General features: G+C 32.1%; 16 protein-coding genes, 1 tRNA gene and 2 pseudogenes. 9 read left to right on the top strand and 10 right to left on the bottom strand.

Features of this window, described 5'->3' with window-relative positions; translation table 11 throughout:
- The first annotated feature begins 69 nt into the window (after nucleotides 1-69).
- Nucleotides 70-1,119 carry an NAD(P)/FAD-dependent oxidoreductase gene (locus P5P90_RS07070; protein WP_278036492.1) on the top strand — a complete coding sequence of 350 codons (1,050 nt, stop codon included), beginning with the start codon at nucleotides 70-72 and terminating at the stop codon, nucleotides 1,117-1,119.
- On the opposite strand, the gene P5P90_RS07065 is transcribed toward P5P90_RS07070, so the two are convergent.
- Nucleotides 1,120-1,500, bottom strand: a complete 381-nt coding sequence (locus P5P90_RS07065) for a DUF983 domain-containing protein (protein WP_278036439.1) — start codon at nucleotides 1,498-1,500, stop codon at nucleotides 1,120-1,122. It abuts the gene before it with no gap.
- A gap of 66 nt (nucleotides 1,501-1,566) precedes the next feature.
- Between P5P90_RS07065 and P5P90_RS07060 the strand changes: the two genes are divergently transcribed.
- Nucleotides 1,567-3,474, top strand: coding sequence for an ABC-F family ATP-binding cassette domain-containing protein (locus P5P90_RS07060; protein WP_278036438.1), 1,908 nt, complete (start codon nucleotides 1,567-1,569; stop codon nucleotides 3,472-3,474).
- Nucleotides 3,475-3,484: 10 nt separating this feature from the next.
- Here the strand turns inward: P5P90_RS07060 and P5P90_RS07055 are convergent, their stop codons facing one another.
- The gene (locus tag P5P90_RS07055) at nucleotides 3,485-4,450 is read right to left on the bottom strand and encodes an App1 family protein (RefSeq protein ID WP_278036437.1); all 966 of its coding nucleotides are present in this window, start codon (nucleotides 4,448-4,450) and stop codon (nucleotides 3,485-3,487) included.
- 148 nt (nucleotides 4,451-4,598) lie between these two features.
- Here P5P90_RS07055 and P5P90_RS07050 point away from each other — a divergent pair, with 148 nt between their 5' ends.
- Nucleotides 4,599-5,477 carry a diacylglycerol/lipid kinase family protein gene (locus P5P90_RS07050; RefSeq protein WP_278036436.1) on the top strand — a complete coding sequence of 293 codons (879 nt, stop codon included), beginning with the start codon at nucleotides 4,599-4,601 and terminating at the stop codon, nucleotides 5,475-5,477.
- A gap of 5 nt (nucleotides 5,478-5,482) precedes the next feature.
- Here P5P90_RS07050 and P5P90_RS07045 read toward each other — a convergent pair whose 3' ends face one another.
- Nucleotides 5,483-6,631 carry an 8-amino-7-oxononanoate synthase gene (locus P5P90_RS07045; RefSeq protein ID WP_278036435.1) on the bottom strand — a complete coding sequence of 383 codons (1,149 nt, stop codon included), beginning with the start codon at nucleotides 6,629-6,631 and terminating at the stop codon, nucleotides 5,483-5,485.
- 96 nt (nucleotides 6,632-6,727) lie between these two features.
- Between P5P90_RS07045 and P5P90_RS07040 the strand changes: the two genes are divergently transcribed.
- Entirely contained in the window at nucleotides 6,728-7,006 is a 279-nt protein-coding gene (locus P5P90_RS07040; RefSeq protein WP_278036434.1) for a 4a-hydroxytetrahydrobiopterin dehydratase, read from the top strand.
- 46 nt (nucleotides 7,007-7,052) lie between these two features.
- Here P5P90_RS07040 and P5P90_RS07035 read toward each other — a convergent pair whose 3' ends face one another.
- The gene (locus P5P90_RS07035) at nucleotides 7,053-7,538 is read right to left on the bottom strand and encodes a DUF1761 domain-containing protein (protein WP_278036433.1); all 486 of its coding nucleotides are present in this window, start codon (nucleotides 7,536-7,538) and stop codon (nucleotides 7,053-7,055) included.
- Nucleotides 7,539-7,718: 180 nt separating this feature from the next.
- Between P5P90_RS07035 and P5P90_RS07030 the strand changes: the two genes are divergently transcribed.
- The gene (locus tag P5P90_RS07030; RefSeq protein ID WP_278036432.1) at nucleotides 7,719-8,576 is read left to right on the top strand and encodes a leucine-rich repeat domain-containing protein; all 858 of its coding nucleotides are present in this window, start codon (nucleotides 7,719-7,721) and stop codon (nucleotides 8,574-8,576) included.
- A gap of 215 nt (nucleotides 8,577-8,791) precedes the next feature.
- Here P5P90_RS07030 and nagB read toward each other — a convergent pair whose 3' ends face one another.
- The gene (nagB, locus tag P5P90_RS07025; RefSeq protein WP_278036431.1) at nucleotides 8,792-10,720 is read right to left on the bottom strand and encodes a glucosamine-6-phosphate deaminase; all 1,929 of its coding nucleotides are present in this window, start codon (nucleotides 10,718-10,720) and stop codon (nucleotides 8,792-8,794) included.
- A 146-nt stretch (nucleotides 10,721-10,866) separates the two neighbouring features.
- Here nagB and P5P90_RS07020 point away from each other — a divergent pair, with 146 nt between their 5' ends.
- Nucleotides 10,867-11,748, top strand: a complete 882-nt coding sequence (locus P5P90_RS07020; protein WP_278036491.1) for an IS982 family transposase — start codon at nucleotides 10,867-10,869, stop codon at nucleotides 11,746-11,748.
- A 43-nt stretch (nucleotides 11,749-11,791) separates the two neighbouring features.
- A complete protein-coding gene (locus P5P90_RS07015; RefSeq protein ID WP_278036430.1) occupies nucleotides 11,792-12,016 on the top strand; it encodes an alpha/beta hydrolase family protein in 225 nt (74 codons plus the stop codon).
- A 37-nt stretch (nucleotides 12,017-12,053) separates the two neighbouring features.
- Here P5P90_RS07015 and P5P90_RS07010 read toward each other — a convergent pair.
- The 3 genes and pseudogenes from P5P90_RS07010 to P5P90_RS07000 all read right to left on the bottom strand — a co-directional run bounded on the left by P5P90_RS07010 (nucleotide 12,054) and on the right by P5P90_RS07000 (nucleotide 14,757).
- Nucleotides 12,054-12,124: transfer RNA gene (locus P5P90_RS07010), tRNA-Trp, on the bottom strand.
- A gap of 199 nt (nucleotides 12,125-12,323) precedes the next feature.
- Nucleotides 12,324-13,313, bottom strand: coding sequence for an L-glyceraldehyde 3-phosphate reductase (gene mgrA, locus P5P90_RS07005; protein ID WP_278036429.1), 990 nt, complete (start codon nucleotides 13,311-13,313; stop codon nucleotides 12,324-12,326).
- 608 nt (nucleotides 13,314-13,921) lie between these two features.
- Nucleotides 13,922-14,757: pseudogene (locus P5P90_RS07000) on the bottom strand (IS982 family transposase).
- Between the two features lie 111 nt (nucleotides 14,758-14,868).
- Between P5P90_RS07000 and P5P90_RS06995 the strand changes: the two are divergent.
- Both P5P90_RS06995 and P5P90_RS14320 read left to right on the top strand, forming a co-directional pair.
- Nucleotides 14,869-15,162, top strand: coding sequence for a hypothetical protein (locus P5P90_RS06995; protein ID WP_278036427.1), 294 nt, complete (start codon nucleotides 14,869-14,871; stop codon nucleotides 15,160-15,162).
- Nucleotides 15,131-15,232, top strand: a complete 102-nt coding sequence (locus P5P90_RS14320) for a hypothetical protein (protein ID WP_422851729.1) — start codon at nucleotides 15,131-15,133, stop codon at nucleotides 15,230-15,232. The genes P5P90_RS06995 and P5P90_RS14320 overlap by 32 nt, the downstream gene beginning before the upstream one ends.
- Before the next feature lie 2 nt (nucleotides 15,233-15,234).
- Here P5P90_RS14320 and P5P90_RS14315 read toward each other — a convergent pair.
- Together P5P90_RS14315 and P5P90_RS06985 are read right to left on the bottom strand one after the other, a co-directional pair.
- A pseudogene (locus P5P90_RS14315) lies at nucleotides 15,235-16,140 on the bottom strand (IS982 family transposase).
- Between the two features lie 351 nt (nucleotides 16,141-16,491).
- Nucleotides 16,492-16,875 carry a response regulator gene (locus P5P90_RS06985; RefSeq protein ID WP_278036426.1) on the bottom strand — a complete coding sequence of 128 codons (384 nt, stop codon included), beginning with the start codon at nucleotides 16,873-16,875 and terminating at the stop codon, nucleotides 16,492-16,494.
- Between the last annotated feature and the right edge of the window lies 1 nt (nucleotide 16,876).

Raw genomic sequence — 16,876 nt, 5'->3', positions numbered from 1 at the left:
TATATAAAAACTCTTACCTGATGGTAGGAGTTTTTTGTTTTATGTATTTTTGTCCTTTATTTGAAAATGATGATCGATTATTTAATTGTAGGTTGTGGATTAGCTGGAATTTCTTTTGCTGAAGTAGCTTTAGCTAATGACAAAAATATTTTGGTTTTAAGTGATGAATCTCAAAATTCATCCAAAATTGCAGGAGGATTGTACAATCCTGTTATTTTAAAGCGTTTTAGTGAAGTTTGGCAGGCTCAGGAACAATTGGAGTTAATGAATCAATTTTACGCTCATTTGAAGCTCAAAATTCCAGTGACGGTTGATTTTAAAAAGCCTATTTTGCGTAAATTCTTTTCTATTGAAGAACAAAATAATTGGTTTGCCGCATCTGATAAACCCGCTTTGGCTCCTTTTTTGTCAAATACCATCATCACAAAAAAGTATGTAGGTATTGACTCGCCTTTTGATTATGGCGAAGTTTTGCATACGGGTTATGTAGATACAGCCTCTTTATTGGAACAATACAAGTCGTATTTAATTAAAGAACAGTTTTTATTGCAAGAAACTTTCGACTATCAGGCTTTAGAAATACTTTCTGATGGTATTCGATATAAACATATTGAAGCCAAACATATCATTTTTGCCGAGGGTTTTGGTTTGCATGCCAATCCTTTTTTTAATCATTTGCCTTTGGATGGAACCAAAGGCGAATTATTTATTATAAAAGCGCCCGATTTGGATTTGGATGTAATTGTGAATACCAGTGTGTTTATACTTCCGTTGGGAGATGGTTTATTTAAAGTAGGAGCAACGTACAATTGGAAAGACAAAACCGATTTGCCAACTGAAGAAGGTAAACAAGAATTGGTAGAGCGTATCAAGGAAATCATCAATTGCGATTTCGAAATCGTATCTCATTTTGCAGGTGTTCGACCTACAGTAAGAGATCGAAGACCTATAGTAGGTACGCACCCTAGTAGTAACTCTATCCATGTATTAAATGGTTTAGGTACTAGAGGAGTGATGCTTGGTCCTGCAATGGCAAAAGCTTTATTTGAAAATATAGAAAAAGGAGTTCCTTTATCTAAAGAAATAAATAGTAGCCGATTTGTAAAACGAAAAAGCTAGTTAGGCTTTGTAATTGGGGTCATAGTGCACAAACATATTGATGTATATGTTTCTTGACCACCTTAATACTAAAGTGCCCAGTACAGTAAGTGTAGCAACAATAGCTATAAATGCTGTTTTGATAGACGCCCCAAGAAAAACATAAGAAATAATAAACGTGGCGATTCCTATCGCTACATTTAACGCATAACTTACGTACATAGCTCCATAGAAAAAGGATGGTTCTATTTGATATACAAAACCACAATGGGAACATTTAGGGTTCATTTTTAAAACCTTAGTGATATTAAATGGATTTTTGTCTTCATACATGCTTTCATTTTGGCATTTCGGACAAGTTCCTGTTAAAATACTATTTAGTTTGGATCCTTTTTTTAACATTTGCAAAAATTTTTAGTAAAGGTACATTTTTAATGAAAGTACCAATGTAACAATAGTCACAAAAATATGCTTAATATTCACAATTTATCGGTTTCTTTTGGTGGTACTTATTTGTTTGAAGAAGTAACCTTTCGATTAGGAGCTGGAGATAGAGTTGGTTTGGTTGGAAAAAATGGTGCCGGAAAATCGACCATGTTAAAAATGCTGGCCGGTGATTTCAAACCCGATTCAGGAGTGATTTCTCAGGAGAAAGATATCCGCATGGGATTCCTGCGTCAGGATATTGATTTTGAAAGAGGAAGAACGGTTCTTGAGGAAGCCTATGAAGCTTTTACCGAAATTAAAATTGTAGAAAAAAAATTAGAAGAAATCAATCATCAATTGGTCACCCGTACCGATTATGAAAGTGAAGAGTATGGAAAAATCATCGAAGATCTATCCGATTACACTCATCGTTTTGAATTACTAGGTGGTTATAACTATGTGGGCGATACCGAGAAAATTCTTTTAGGTTTAGGTTTTAAAAGAGAGGTTTTCAACAATCAAACGGAGACTTTTTCGGGTGGATGGAGAATGCGTATCGAGTTGGCTAAATTATTATTGCAAAATAACGATGTGTTATTACTGGATGAGCCTACGAACCACTTGGATATCGAAAGTATCATTTGGTTAGAAAACTTCCTTCGTAATTATCCAGGAGTTGTGGTGATTGTATCGCACGATAAAATGTTCTTAGATAATGTGACTAATCGAACTATCGAAATTTCGCATGGAAAAGCTTATGATTTCAACAAGCCGTATTCGCAATATTTGGAATTGCGTGAGGAGCTTCGTGAAAAACAATTGGCTACACAAAAAAACCAACAAAAAAAGATTGAAGAGACTCAGAAGTTAATTGACAGATTCCGTTATAGTGCGACCAAATCTTCGATGGCGCAATCTTTAATTAAAAAATTAGATAAGGTGGAGCGTATCGAAGTAGATGAAGATGATAATTCGGTTATGAATATTTCGTTTCCAGTTTCCAAAGAACCTGGAAAAGTAGTTATCGAAGCCGAAAATGTAACGAAAGCTTACGGCGATAAAACCATTTTAAAAGACATTTCTTTGTTGGTAGAACGTGGAAGCAAGATTGCATTTGTGGGGCAAAATGGTCAGGGTAAATCGACTTTTATCAAAGCCTTGGTTAACGAATTTGAATACGAAGGAACTATCAAATTAGGTCATAATGTACAATTAGGTTATTTTGCTCAAAATCAAGCCGAATATTTAGATGGTGAAATCACTTTGTTGCAAACGATGGAAGATGCTGCATTAGATAGCAATCGTTCAAAAGTGCGCGATATGCTAGGTTCTTTCCTGTTTCGTGGTGATGATGTAGAGAAAAAAGTAAAAGTGCTTTCCGGAGGTGAAAGAAACCGTTTGGCTTTGTGTAAACTGTTGTTACAACCTATCAATGTGTTGTTGATGGATGAGCCTACGAACCACTTGGACATTAAGTCTAAAAACGTATTGAAAGCCGCTTTGCAAAAATTTGGCGGAACTTTATTGCTGGTTTCTCACGATAGGGATTTCTTGCAAGGCATGTCAAATATTGTATATGAATTCAAAGACCAAAAAATCAAAGAATATTTAGGAGATATCAACTTTTTCCTGGAACAACGCAATATGGAAAACATGCGTGAAGTAGAGAAAAAAGAAGTGGTGAAAACTGCGGCACCTAAAGAGAATAAGAAAGTCTCTTACGAAGACCAAAAGAAAGGGAAAACCCTTCAAAACCGTTTAAGCAAAATTGAAAGTCAAATCAGTCAATTGGAAAAAGACATTCAAAACGACGATAAAATGTTGGCTTCTAATTACGACAAACACATCGAAGATGCTGCTTTTTTTAAAGCTTATAATAAAAAGAAAGCAGATTTGGACCAGCTGTTATCAGACTGGGAAGTTGTTCAGGAAGAAATAGATAATTTGTAAAAAAATAGGCTTAATTTATTAAGCCTATTTTTTTTGAATGTGCTATCGCTTCTTTACTTTTTTTGAAATAACAAACTTCTACGGAAAGACTTTCTAAATTTTGAAGGGTTTTAATCACTTTAGCTTTTTTGTTTTTAGCAGTTTGTCGGATGTAAATTGCTTGAATGGTCAAAGGAAAAATCTTTGCAATGGCTTCATACAAATAAGGATCTTCCTGTGAATCATCGCCTATGAGTACATATTTTAAATTGGGATAAAACTCCAAAATGTGTTTAATTTTCTCGAATTTATGATTGTGTCCACCTCTTCCGGTCCAGAAAAACTGCGACAAACTCGTTTTTATATCTTTCAATAATAAAACTGCTTTCGGTAAATGATGAATTTCTGTGAATTTTACGATAAAACGATACAAATTCCATTCGCTGCTGGAAACATAAAAAAAGGTATTGAGTTCCTGATGACCGTCTCTTCCGGATTGGCTTAAAGCCTGATAGTGTATGGTTACATCTTCAAATATTTTACGTCGGTTGACATTCTTGAACAAAAGGTTATAGAGCTTTCGTAAAGGATTTAAAGTGTAGGAAACTAAGAAAGTATCATCTATATCTGAAATAATGCCTAAATGGTCAATTTTTGGCCTGATATAAGTTTCTTTTTCCATAATTGTTTTGCCTTTGTAATTCAAACTCACCTCATATTCCACCCAGCCATAATCGGTTTGATTTAGGGGGATGCAAAATTTAAAATAACCATCTTTAAGTGTTCGTGTATGAATTGTATTATCGTTGTGTTTTAAATAAATATCGGCATTGGGCCAGGTTTTCATTCGGTACATACCAATAATGGAACTAGCATTTTTAAAGTTCTTATCCTGAAAATCGTATTCTACTTTTTTTGTTGGTTGAAAGACATGCCCCATTACGATGAGTTCCTGTTCATTAGCATATCCTCGATAAAGTTTAATTATTGGTTTCATTTGTAGCTTTCTGTTTGCTTTTCAAAATTTTAGGCAATCATTTTGTCTCTGGTGGTCTGGTTTTTCAAAATCAGGCCGATTTCATTTCTGTTCTTTCTTTTGTAGTATATTCTAAATTACTTAATTTTAAAGTAAAATAGAAGTAAAAATGCAGAAAAATAATGTTATGATGGTAGTAAACCCTATATCAGGCGGGGTGGACAAATGGGATTTGATTGAGGAAGTTAAACATTATGCAGAAAATTTAAATCTTAATTTTTATTGTTTTGAGACAACAGGTGTAAATGATTTGCAAAATATTAAAGACTATTATGCAAAATATCAACCCGATAGAGTACTTATTGCTGGTGGTGACGGAACTATAAAATTAGTTGCCGAAGCCTTAGAAAATGAGGATGTTTTATTAGGTATTTTACCTGTAGGTTCGGCTAATGGTTTAGCTACCGATTTAGGTTTGATTAAATCCCAAGAAGAAAATATTGCAATTGCTTTTCAAGATTATTTTGTTGTAATTGATTTTATCAGAATTAATAATAAAATGTGTTTGCATTTAAGTGATATTGGTCTAAATGCCGATTTGATTAAAAATTACGAAAAAAGTCCTTTAAGAGGAAAATTAGGGTATGCCCTGCAAATTTTCAAAACAGTATCACGCTTGCGAAAATCATTTCAGGTTCATATAAAAACTTCGGATCAATTAATTGAAACCAAAGCTCAGATGATTGTGATAGCCAATTCGCAAAAGTATGGAACAGGAGTTATGATAAATCCCATTGGAATCATGGGTGATGGTAAATTTGAATTGATTGTTTTAAAAAAATTAAGTTTTAGTGTTTTTTGGAAAATTATTAGAGGCCAAATAACCGTTTCTTCCAAGGATATTACCGTAATTTCTACTGAAAAAGCGATGATACAAATCAATAAGCCAATTAGTTTTCAAATTGATGGTGAATTTTATGGTAAAGAATCTAATTTAGACGTTCAAATTAAAACTAGAAAGTTAAAAGTCGCTATGCTAAAAGTGTAAGCTTGTTATTTGAAAGGATTTCGCTCTTGCCATTCTAATTTAGGTTCAAAATATTTGAATGTTTTTGCAACGAATGCATTCAAAATAGGATTATTATGTTTGATTAATCCAAAAGTGTCAACTGCTTTTGCGCCAACAGAACTTTTAATTTCTAAAGCCGTTCTTGCAAAAATAATTCGCTTGTATTTTTTATTGATAGAGTAGCCTATCATATCATAAAGCATGTTGAGATAGAGCATTTTCTCTTTTTGGTACTTATCATCATATCCTAAGAAATAGGTGTCTATATCATTACCATTTTTTATTAAAGTGTTGAATCCGATTAATTTATTATTTTCAAAATAGCCATAGAATAAAAAATGATCTTTTAAGTTTTTCTTGAAAATTTCAAAATGATTTTCACCGAGATAAAAGGTGTTAAAAGCAGCTTTTTTAGCAACATTCATATACAAATTATGAATTTCTGTTTGATGCTTTTGAATTTCAGTCAGACTCATTTTTTGTTTGTCTAAGGAATCTGATTTTTTTCGGGCTCGTTTGAATTGATCTCGGTATTTCTTGGTTTTATCGGCAATATAATCATCAAATGTTTCCCAGGAATGTTTGATGTTAAAAATCATATTGGGTTGGGTGGAAAAACGATAAAAAGAATCGAATTCGGGAAGGTTAAAGTTTGTAATTTCAGTTTCTGAAAAATCTTTGAATATTGTTAAATGAGGTTTTTTTCCTTTTTTTTGATATTTCTTTTCTAAAGCGTTTGCTACTTCTTTTAATAGTTTGAATAGCGATTTATTCTGTTTTTTTTCAATAAAAGCGATTCCATTTTGTCCTGTTAGCATGTTGTTGCCTAGAATAAGTACTCTGGAACCAAAACGTTTAAAAACAAAATTTCTAATCTTTGTACGTAGGCAATGATCTCTTTCACCAAAAGAAGAAATTTGACTCAAATCAAGAAACTGGGATACACATATCCCAATAAGTTCCTTTTCCTGAAATAAACCTATAAAACAGCAATCCATGTTTTGAGGCGCCGCTGTTTCTAAGATTTGCAGATATTCTTTTGATAGAAAAATATTTTTCTTAGCCAATTGATTCCAATCCTCAGGAACGTTTTGAACAGTAGTGTAAATCTTAAATGAAAGTTTTGATTGCAATTTTAGAAAAAGTATTAGAACACTAAGGTACTATTTTAACTATAATAGCATTATTAAACTCGTATTTTTTTATACTTTTAAATAAAAAAATAATTGATGAGTGCATACAACGAAAAAACAGCCGAATCGCTTTTGTCTGAATTAGATAATTGGAACTTTTTTAAAGATGGAATAGAGAAAGAATTTTTATTCAAGGATTTTAATCAAGCGCTCGCCTTTATTGTTCAATTAGGAATGTTAGCAGAAAAGCACAATCATCATCCTGAATTGCACAACATTTATAATAGGGTTTCTGTCCGGTTAACCACACATGATGCCAATGGGGTTACATTTAAAGATTTTGATTTAGCAAAAGCAATAGATAAATTGTTTTAGAACAAAAACTACTCTCTTGGTTATAGTAGGAGAGGAGTTCGTTTTTTTATTGCCAAGCGCAAATAATCCCTCCCATAATTGTAAAATTTACGGTCCAATAACCTGCATTTACAAAAGTATATTTCCAGCTTTTTCTTTCAAATAGTGAGTTGATGGCTATCATAGGAAATGCAAAGAAAAGACCTGTTAAAAAACCATGTAATGCTCCGTGTTTGAAGGTTCTGAAAGCGGTACCATAATCGGCCATAAAAGCGGCATAGGAAGGTTTAATGTCTTTTGCACCACCGCCACCTATCATACCAAAAGCACCTGTTTGGTGAATAGTTAAATTTTGTAGTACTAAAGAAATTAAAAAGGCAAAGAAAACTGAAAGTCCAAAAATGGCAAGCATATTTGCTCCTTTCATTTTTTCTTCAGTTAAACCAGCTTCCCGCATCCAAATTGATCCAAACACTTTTGGGTTATACCATATAAATCCAACAATTAAAGTTGAAAATGCAGCCGTTACAAGAGCTAATAAATTAAATTCCATAATGTTTTGGTTTTTAGGTTAATGAATCAAATATAGAAAAATATATTCATTGAGCAATTTGTTTTAAAACTTGTAGGATTATTATATTAAAAAACAACCACAGTGTGCATTTTGTCGGTTTTTTTGTGTTTTTAATCGATAATTGTATTACTTTTACCAGTGTAAATAAAATCAAAGTTTATGAAAAATATAATTACTTCTTTTTTGATTCTTCTGTCGACTATAACAATGGTTGCAAATGAAACACTAACTGATAAAGAGATTTTGGTTAAATTATATGAAGCAACTGATGGTGGACATTGGAAAACGAAATGGGATTTGAACCAACCGATGACTACTTGGTCTGGAGTGAAAGTTGTAGGTGATAAAGTAGTTTCTTTAAACTTACAGGATAATAATTTGCATGGACAACTTCCAGTTGAGTTAGGTAATTTGTTTCAATTACAAGAGTTGAATTTACACAAAAATCAATTGGCAGGAAGTATACCAACTTCGTTAGGTAATTTAAAAGAACTTAAACTTTTAGATTTGTCATTTAATAGCTTTTCAGGAGCCATCCCAGCTTCTTTATGTAACTTGACTAATTTGAAAAAGTTAGAATTATACATGAATAGATTAACGGGTGTTTTACCAACTAATCTAGGTGATTTACAAAATTTAGAGACGTTTGCTGTTTTTAATAATGAAATCGAAGGAACCATTCCAGCTTCTTTTTATCAAATGAAGTCTTTAAAAACGGTTTTATTAAATAGTAATAAGTTGAGTGGTACATTGAGTCCAGATGTGGCTAATTTGACTCAATTGACTAATTTGAGTTTGTTTGAAAATAACTTTCAAGGTCAAGTTCCATTGGCTATAGAAAAATTAAATAATTTGAAAGAAATGAATATTTCTTATAATAAATTCAATGGTTTAGTTACACAAAAGTTAGCTATGCTAGATACCCTTAATATGACTATGATTAATGAACAAGGGGTAGCTTATTTAATGAATGTAGTAGTAGATGTGGATACAAGACCTATAGTTTCTGAAGAATAATATTTTTGGTTAGAAAATTGTTTTTTTATTAAGTTAGTTTTATAATACGTTTAGTGTTTGGAAACCTGTGATTAACGTCACAGGTTTTTTATTTGTAGAATTGTTTGTAGTAGATGGATTTAATTTATCGAGCTTAATCTACAGTTGATTTCAAATAAAAAGCTGTTTGAAAAAAATCAAACAGCTTTTAAAAACAATTTAAATATGAAATTTAATTAGAATTTCCACCTTACAAAGGCTTCCATTGCAGCATAGGTTGCTAATCCTAGTTTGTTGTACAATTGGGCTGTTTCACAATTTCTATCCTCAGCTCTTTGCCAGAATTCTCGAGCGTCACTTCCTTGGAAAACTACACCGTCTTTTTGTGATTGATGTTTAAAAATACCATGTCTTTTGGCTAAAACTTGATCAGGACTCATTGGTACTGCCATTTCAATTTCATCAATTCCCCATTCTTGCCAAGCACCTCTATAGAGCCAAATCCAACAGTTGTTCATGAATTCTTTTTCTTTTAAATTTTTTGCAGCTTCAAATACAGCATCAAGGCACACTTTGTGTGTTCCATGAGGATCAGCTAGGTCTCCTGCGGCATATATTTGGTGAGGTTTGATCTTTTCAATAAGATCCATTGTAATTTGGATATCTTCTTTACCAAGTGGTTTTTTCTCAATAGTACCTGTTTCATAAAATGGAAGTTCCATGAAATGAATTTGACTATCGGGTAGGCCTACAAAATAGCTAGTTGCTCTTGCTTCTCCTTTTCGAATTAAACCTTTAATGTATCGAACTTCCGGTATGTCAATTTCACTATCTTTTTTGTTTTTTAAGAAAGCAGTAGCTTTTTCATAAATTTCTTCAGCTTCAGTACTTTTTATGCCAAATTTTTCATTGTAATCAATTACAAAGTTTGCAAAACGAAGTGCTTCATTATCTGCAACTGCTATGTTTCCTGAAGTTTGGTAGGCAACATGAACTTCATGTCCTTGTTCTTGTAATCGCATAAATGTACCCCCCATACTGATGATATCATCATCTGGATGCGGACTGAAAATCAGTACTCTCTTTTTGGCTGGTTCGGCTCTTTCTGGACGGTTTGTATCATCTGCATTTGGTTTTCCTCCAGGCCAACCTGTAATTGTATTTTGTAATTGATTGAAGATTTTGATATTAATTTCATAAGCAGGCCCTGAATCGGCTAATAAATCGCTCATTCCATTTTCGATGTAATCGGCATCAGTAAGCATTAAAATGGGCTTGTTTAGGTGTAGAGCTAAGCTTAAAACGGCTTTTCGGATTAATTTATCTGTCCAAGTTACTTTTTCTACTAACCAAGGAGTTTTAATTCGAGTAAGTTTTGATGATGCTTCTTGGTCAAGTACAAATACAGCATTATTATGTTCTTGTAAAAATGATGCAGGAACTAAATTAGTTACTTGACCTTCTACGGCTACTTTAATAATATTTGATTTTCCTTCACCCCAAGCCATTAAGATTACTTGTTTGGCTTCCATAATTTTCTTTACACCAAGCGTAATTGCTGTTCTAGGGGTATTGCTTAAACCTGAAAAATCCTTACTTGCTGCAACTCTGGTGATATGATCTAGAGCTACTAATCTTGTTTTTGAATTTTGTAACGATCCTGATTCATTGAATCCGATATGTCCGTTTCCTCCAATTCCTAATATTTGCAAATCGATACCTCCTAGAGCTTCAATTTTTTCTTCATATTGGGCACAATATTCTTGGATTTCCTCTTTAGAAAGCGTACCGTCAGGAATATGATAGTTTTCAGGTAAAATGTCAACTTGATCCAGTAACAGTTCTTTCATAAAACGAACATAACTATTGATGGAATCCGGTTGCATTGGATAATATTCGTCCAAATTGAAAGTAATCACATTTTTAAAGCTTAAACCTTCTTCTTTGTGCATTCTTACCAACTCGGCGTATAAACCTTTTGGCGATGAACCTGTAGCTAATCCTAGAATACAAGATTCATTTTGCTCTTGTTTTAATCTGATTAATGCTGCAATTTCTTGTGCAACGGCTACGGATGCTGTTTTTGAATTTTCGAAAACTACGGTGTTAATGTTTTCAAATCTTTTTTCAAACCCAGTTGCTTTGTCGACATTGCTTTTTATCATTTTGATTTTAGTTTTGATTTTATATTTAAGATAGGATTATGTAAATTATTATTGTCATACATATTAACCCGTAGTGCATTATAAAAAGAAGTTGCTCAAAACACCAAAAAGTGTTAAATTGTAATGATTACCAGTCAATTACAGCTATGAGCAACTTAGAGGCAAATTACGAATTAATTCTTACGGAATTACGAAAACTAACAAAAACAGAAAATTTTTATTTCAAACCTATAAAACCAAAATTATCTGACATTGAACTGATTAGCTTAATTATTTTGGCAGAATTTAAATCTATTGATTCTGAACATCAGCTTTTTAGAGAAATAAAGGGTCTTGATATTGGTTCAAAAATCGAACGTACTGTTTATAACAGAAGAAAACGACAGTTGTTTTTTCATATTGAAGAAATAAGAATGAAAATGGTTGAAAAATTTAATGAATTTGAAAATTATTTTGTGGTTGATAGTATGCCTTTAGAGGTTTGCAAAATAGCTCGTTCTTCAAGAAGTAAAATTTGTAAAGAAGAAGATTATGCCCTTCCAAATAAAGGATTTTGCGCCTCTCAAAATTTACACTATTACGGATACAAATTGCATGCTGTATGTTCTATTGAAGGAGTTTTTCAAAGTTTTGATTTAACTCCTGCTTCGGTTCATGATATTCATTATCTAAAAGATATAAAATCGCAATTATCAGATTGTGTGTTGCTTGGAGATAGAGGATACCTCTCTCAAACCATCCAACTTGATTTGTTTAATGAGGTAAATATCGAATTGGAAACTCCGAAACGGGTGAATCAAAAAGACTATAAAACACAGTTTTATCAATTTAAAAAGTTTAGAAAACGTATAGAAACCTTATTCTCTCAATTGTGTAATCAGTTTATGATTAGGCGTAATTATGCTAAATCTTTTAAAGGATTTAAAACAAGGATTCTTTCTAAAATAACGACATTAACCACTATACAATATTTAAACAAATTCGTCTTTGGAAGAAACATCAATAATCTGAAAATTAATTTAACTTAATAATGCACTACGGGTTTTATTTATTAATAGTTTAGTAGCTCGCATGCATGCTGGGAGAGATGATTATTTAAAGGTTTTGAATACTAATGGAATTTATTCAGAAGTGCATGAATTCGAAAATTCGCCTCATTCGTTTTGCCTTTTTAATCCTTGGTTTGAACCAACCATTGGTTACATTGATGGTTTTTTGAAAAAGTTTTTAAGCCATGATCCAGTTGAAGTATCTCAATTGTTTTTTAAAGACCCTATAAAAAAAGCCACAAGATAAAAATCCTGTGGCTTTATAGAATTACAATTTGTACATGCACGGGCGGAGGGATTCGAACCCCCATCAACGGTTTTGGAGACCGCTATTCTACCCTTGAACTACGCCCGTAAGTAATAAAAATAGCAGTGAAATCCGCTATTTGTGGGGCAAATATAGTTTTATTTGTGAAAATAACTAATGCTTGGAATAGCTATAATGCAGAAAAATGGATTCCTTTTTTTAACTTATTGTTACTCTGTAAATTGGTTTTAAAAGTTTTTCAAAAATAATAAAGCCTTAGTTAAGAAATCCTAAGGCTTTATGGTTTTTATTGTAAAATCAAATTGATTTTGTCTAATTCTTCTGTGCTAAAGTTGGTATTGTCTAAGGCTTTAATCGAATCGATAATTTGTTCGGGTTTACTGGAGCCTATTAATACCGATGTAATTCGCTCATCTCTTAAAATCCATGCCAGTGCCATTTGAGCTAATTTTTGACCTCTTTGCTGAGCCAATTGATTTAAAGCTACAATTTTTTCTAATCTTTCGGGCGTAATATGGTCGGCTTTTAAGAATTGTCCACTTGTTGCTACTCTGGAATCGGCTGGAATTCCGTTTACGTATTTATCCGTTAATAATCCTTGTGCCAAAGGCGAAAACGGAATGCAACCTACTTTTTCTTTGCCTAATAAATCTAAAAGGCCATCCTCAACCCAGCGCTCAAACATCGAATATTTCGGTTGATGAATCAGGCAAGGAGTTCCCATTTCTTTTAGTATTTTGAATGCTTTTTCAGCTTCGGCAGGTTTGTAATTTGAAATTCCTACATACAAGGCTTTTCCTTGTTGAACGATTAAATTCAAAGCTGCCATAGTTTCTTCCAGAGGAGTCTCAGGATCGGGTCTATGATGATAAAAAATATCCACATAGTCTAATTTCATCCTTTTTAAACTTTGGTCTAAACTGGAAACAAGGTATTTTTTAGAACCCCAATCGCCATAAGGACCGTCCCACATGGTGTAACCCGCTTTTGACGAAATGATCATTTCGTCACGATAATTTTTAAAATCCAATTTCAAGATTCGACCTAAACATTCTTCTGCCGAACCCGGCGGCGGACCATAATTATTAGCCAAATCAAAATGGGTTATTCCATTGTCGAAAGCTGTCTGTATTAAATTACGGCTGTTTTCAAAATTAGAATTGTAGCCGAAGTTATGCCAAAGTCCTAATGAAAAAGCTGATAATTTTAATCCAGAGTTACCACATCGGCGGTATTCCATATTTTCGTATCGGTTTGTTGCTGGTTGATAGGTCATTTTAAACTATTTTAAGTAATGATTTACGAAAATAGAATTTTTAGTTTAGAATAGGGAAGAGTGAAGCTTATTTTTTGTAATATGGAATTCAATAGGATTGAATACCTGATATAGGGTCTCATTTTTGAAAGCTTTTCTTAGTAATCCTCCGCGGCGGATATGATCCTGACTAACTACGTATTGTTATAAACAAAAAAAGCCTCCTATTTCTAGGAAGCTTTTCTAGTAGACTATTCAGACCGGAAAATCGAATCTTTGATAGATGAGATGGATGATTTTGTTGACTTATTTGAGAGCACAAAAAAAACTCAAGAAGACTCTTGAGGTTATTGGTTCAACTAGTAGACTATTCAGACCGGAAAATCGAATCTTTGATTGATGAGATGGATGATTTTATTGACTTATTTGAGACCACAAAAAAACCTCAAGAGTCTTCTTGAGGTTTTGAGGAGACTAGTGGAGGAAAGATGCTTAATTTCTAATCAAATAATAATTTTATCAAAATTTAATTGAAAACATACCATAAAAAATGATACCAAAATACTTTTTTGAGATTATTGGTTCGAGCGGATTTGCCGGCATTATTTTTAAGTAATTAATTCAAGTTGCTAGTTAATTGATTTATTTAATTGTAATCCGAAGACAAACAAAGTTAGCTTTATTAAAAAACCTTCCAAAGTCACAGCATGTATGGTTCTTGGAAAAGTTTTTTAATATCGCTTATGGTTGTTTCTACTCTTTTTCTCATTTTTAATTTTTCATTCTTTTGCTCCAAAGTGTCTGTTCTTTTAGAATTTGATTTTCTTTGAATCTTTAGAAAAACACATTTTTGCTCACGTGCAAAATCCTCCAATCCATAATCTAAATAGGCACTATCTCCATAAAGAGAGGCTTCAGCAGGTAATTTATCAATCATTTTTCCTAGAGCTTTTACATCGGCTGTTTTCCCCGGAGTAAAATGAAAAGCAATAGGAATACCATCTTTGGTAGTAAGTAATTGTACTTTGATTCCATAAAAATAGTTTCGCATACTTGCCGTGTAACCTCTCCATTTTTTATCCCTGAGAATTTTACTATTGAGAATCCTCATATTATTACATACTGCAACAGGGAAAGAATCAATAATGTACTGCATTTCACAACAAAACTCCTTGAAATAAGTACTTACGATTTCAAATAGCTCATAAAGAAGGTTTCCAACCTTATGAAGACGCCTGTTAAATCTACTCTTATCGAGCATATTGGGAATAAATCCATATTGTTTCATAAATCCAATAGCAGAGGAATGATTTCCATAAAAACAAGTTGACGACACAATAGCTGTTAATATAATTTCACTATCACTATCACTTACTTTTCGACTTATATCTTCTTCATGCTTTATTTCTTGTAAAATATCATCGATTAAACAAAAAATTGAGATAATTTTATCCTTGGTAAGCATCATACTTTTGAGTCTTTAGTTGTGGTAAACCAAAGTTCTCTTTTTTGGTGCTTACTTTTTTATATTTTAACTAGCAACTTGATTTAATTGCATAATGCAACATAAAACCGAGTGTTATATCAATTTAAAAAAGTAACAGAAGAAGACAATTGGTGGGATTGGATTATGTGTATGCTCAATATGGTAGAGCAAACAGCTTTAAAAGGCAGAACCCAAATTGCTGAAATTGAAAATTTTATGAATATTATGGCGGCAGAAATACAGCAAAAATTGCCAAAAATATATTCTAAATATTTAATGGAGGAACTGTTTCGGTTACCTTACACTAAAAGAAATCAATTGGAAAAAGCAGGTTTGGGAAATCTAAAAAACAGTGGGGAATTACCTCAAAGAATTGGAAAATAAAGGATTTTTAAAAAGCGAACAACTGGGTAAAGAAAAATTATATTTCAAATTTAACGTGAGTTCGATATAAACTTATTGAAAAAGTACTAATTGTTTTGTGTCTACAAAATTATTTTTCAAAGACGGTTTTTTGTCTGCAAAGTTGTAAGCAATCAGAGCGGAAAAAATATTATTGAAGTAGTTTGTTTGCGAACGATTTCTGGAATGTTCTACTTGGAAAATGTTTTTTAATTGATCAAATAGGGTTTCAATTATGGCTCTTTTTCTGAGGTAAAATGCGTCTTGAATCGGGGTTACAAGTTTAGTTTTCATATTCTTTCTTAATTTGGTAACAAGATGTATTCCGTTTGAAAATAGATTCTGAAAAAGTTCTTTGGAAAGATATCCTTTGTCACCAAAAAGTTTACCGTATAGTTTCTTGATAAATCCTTTCATTTTTAAAGGTGAGGTGTCATGAACATTAGCTGGAGTTAGCATGAAATCAATTATCCCTCCACAATCGTTAGTTACAATGTGAAGCTTAAATCCATAAAACCAACCTAAGGAACATTGACCTCTTTGAGCAAAGCCTTTAAAAGTTTTATTTTGATGAATGCTCCTTTATCACAAACTCTTGATGGTGTGGAATCTACAAAACTGATACCTGTACAATCTGCCAAACTTTTAGTTTTTAAATAAATCATCATCGGAATAAAAGATGTGGATTTGTGTTCTACCATTCGATTATAACTAACCAAATTTTGGAACTCATTTGTTAAAAATTGCGAAACATAATCCAGATAAAAAGTTTTGAAATTTCTATAACCAGAAATATGAAAAAAGAACTTGAATTGTTATAATTTCAGAAAGTGATAAATTAGATTTTCTTATTCGTTTTTTCCCGTTTGAAAGAAATTGATTTTCCCAGTTTAGCACAAAATCTTTACAAAAATCATCAATAGAGCAAAAAATACTAGTAATTTTATCTAGCGAAAGCATAAGTAAAAGTTTAGTATTTATTTGAAATTAAGTGCTTTAAATATATTAACCTTTGCTTTTTGTACAATTATTTTTACATATTTATTACGTGATTATATCGAACTCACGTAAATTTAGATTATTTAAAGTTTTGAGAGGGAAAAAATAATCAAGAAACTTTTTATGTACGCTAAGAACGATTATAAAATTATAGTGACATGTTATTTCAGAAACTACATAAAAAAAAACAGGTTGTAAAAAGTTTATTTTTTTAGTATGACCAAGAAGTTTTCTTAATGCCCTCCGCTAATTTTAGTATCAAAATCGATTTGGATATTCTTAAATTAAATCGATAATTTGTTTGGAGGAAATTTAACATATTTCTAAAATTTCTTTTATGGTTTCGGACGAAAGAGGTTTACGTATGAATTTTTTTATAGCAGGAATGTCTTTAGCTCTTTTTATATCTTCATTGGAAATAGAGGAGGAAAGCATCATAATGATATGAACTTTTTTGTTTTCTTCTAGTTTTTCATGCTCTTCCAGAAACTGCCATCCATTCATTAGAGGCATATTGATGTCTAATAAAATCAAATCTACATTTTCTGTTCCTCGCTCAAGGTATTTCAATGCTTCTCTTGCGTCTTGAAAAACTTTTATATCATTAGCAATCTTAGCTTTTTCTAATACAATCTTGTTAAATAAGTTTGTAAAAGCATCATCATCGACAAGTAGTAATCTTTCAAGTGTTTTCATA

The organism is Flavobacterium nitratireducens, assembly GCF_029625335.1.
Lineage (GTDB): Bacteria > Bacteroidota > Bacteroidia > Flavobacteriales > Flavobacteriaceae > Flavobacterium > Flavobacterium nitratireducens.
Note: the sequence above shows the minus strand (reverse complement) of the source record. Positions and strands in the feature narration are given on the sequence as shown.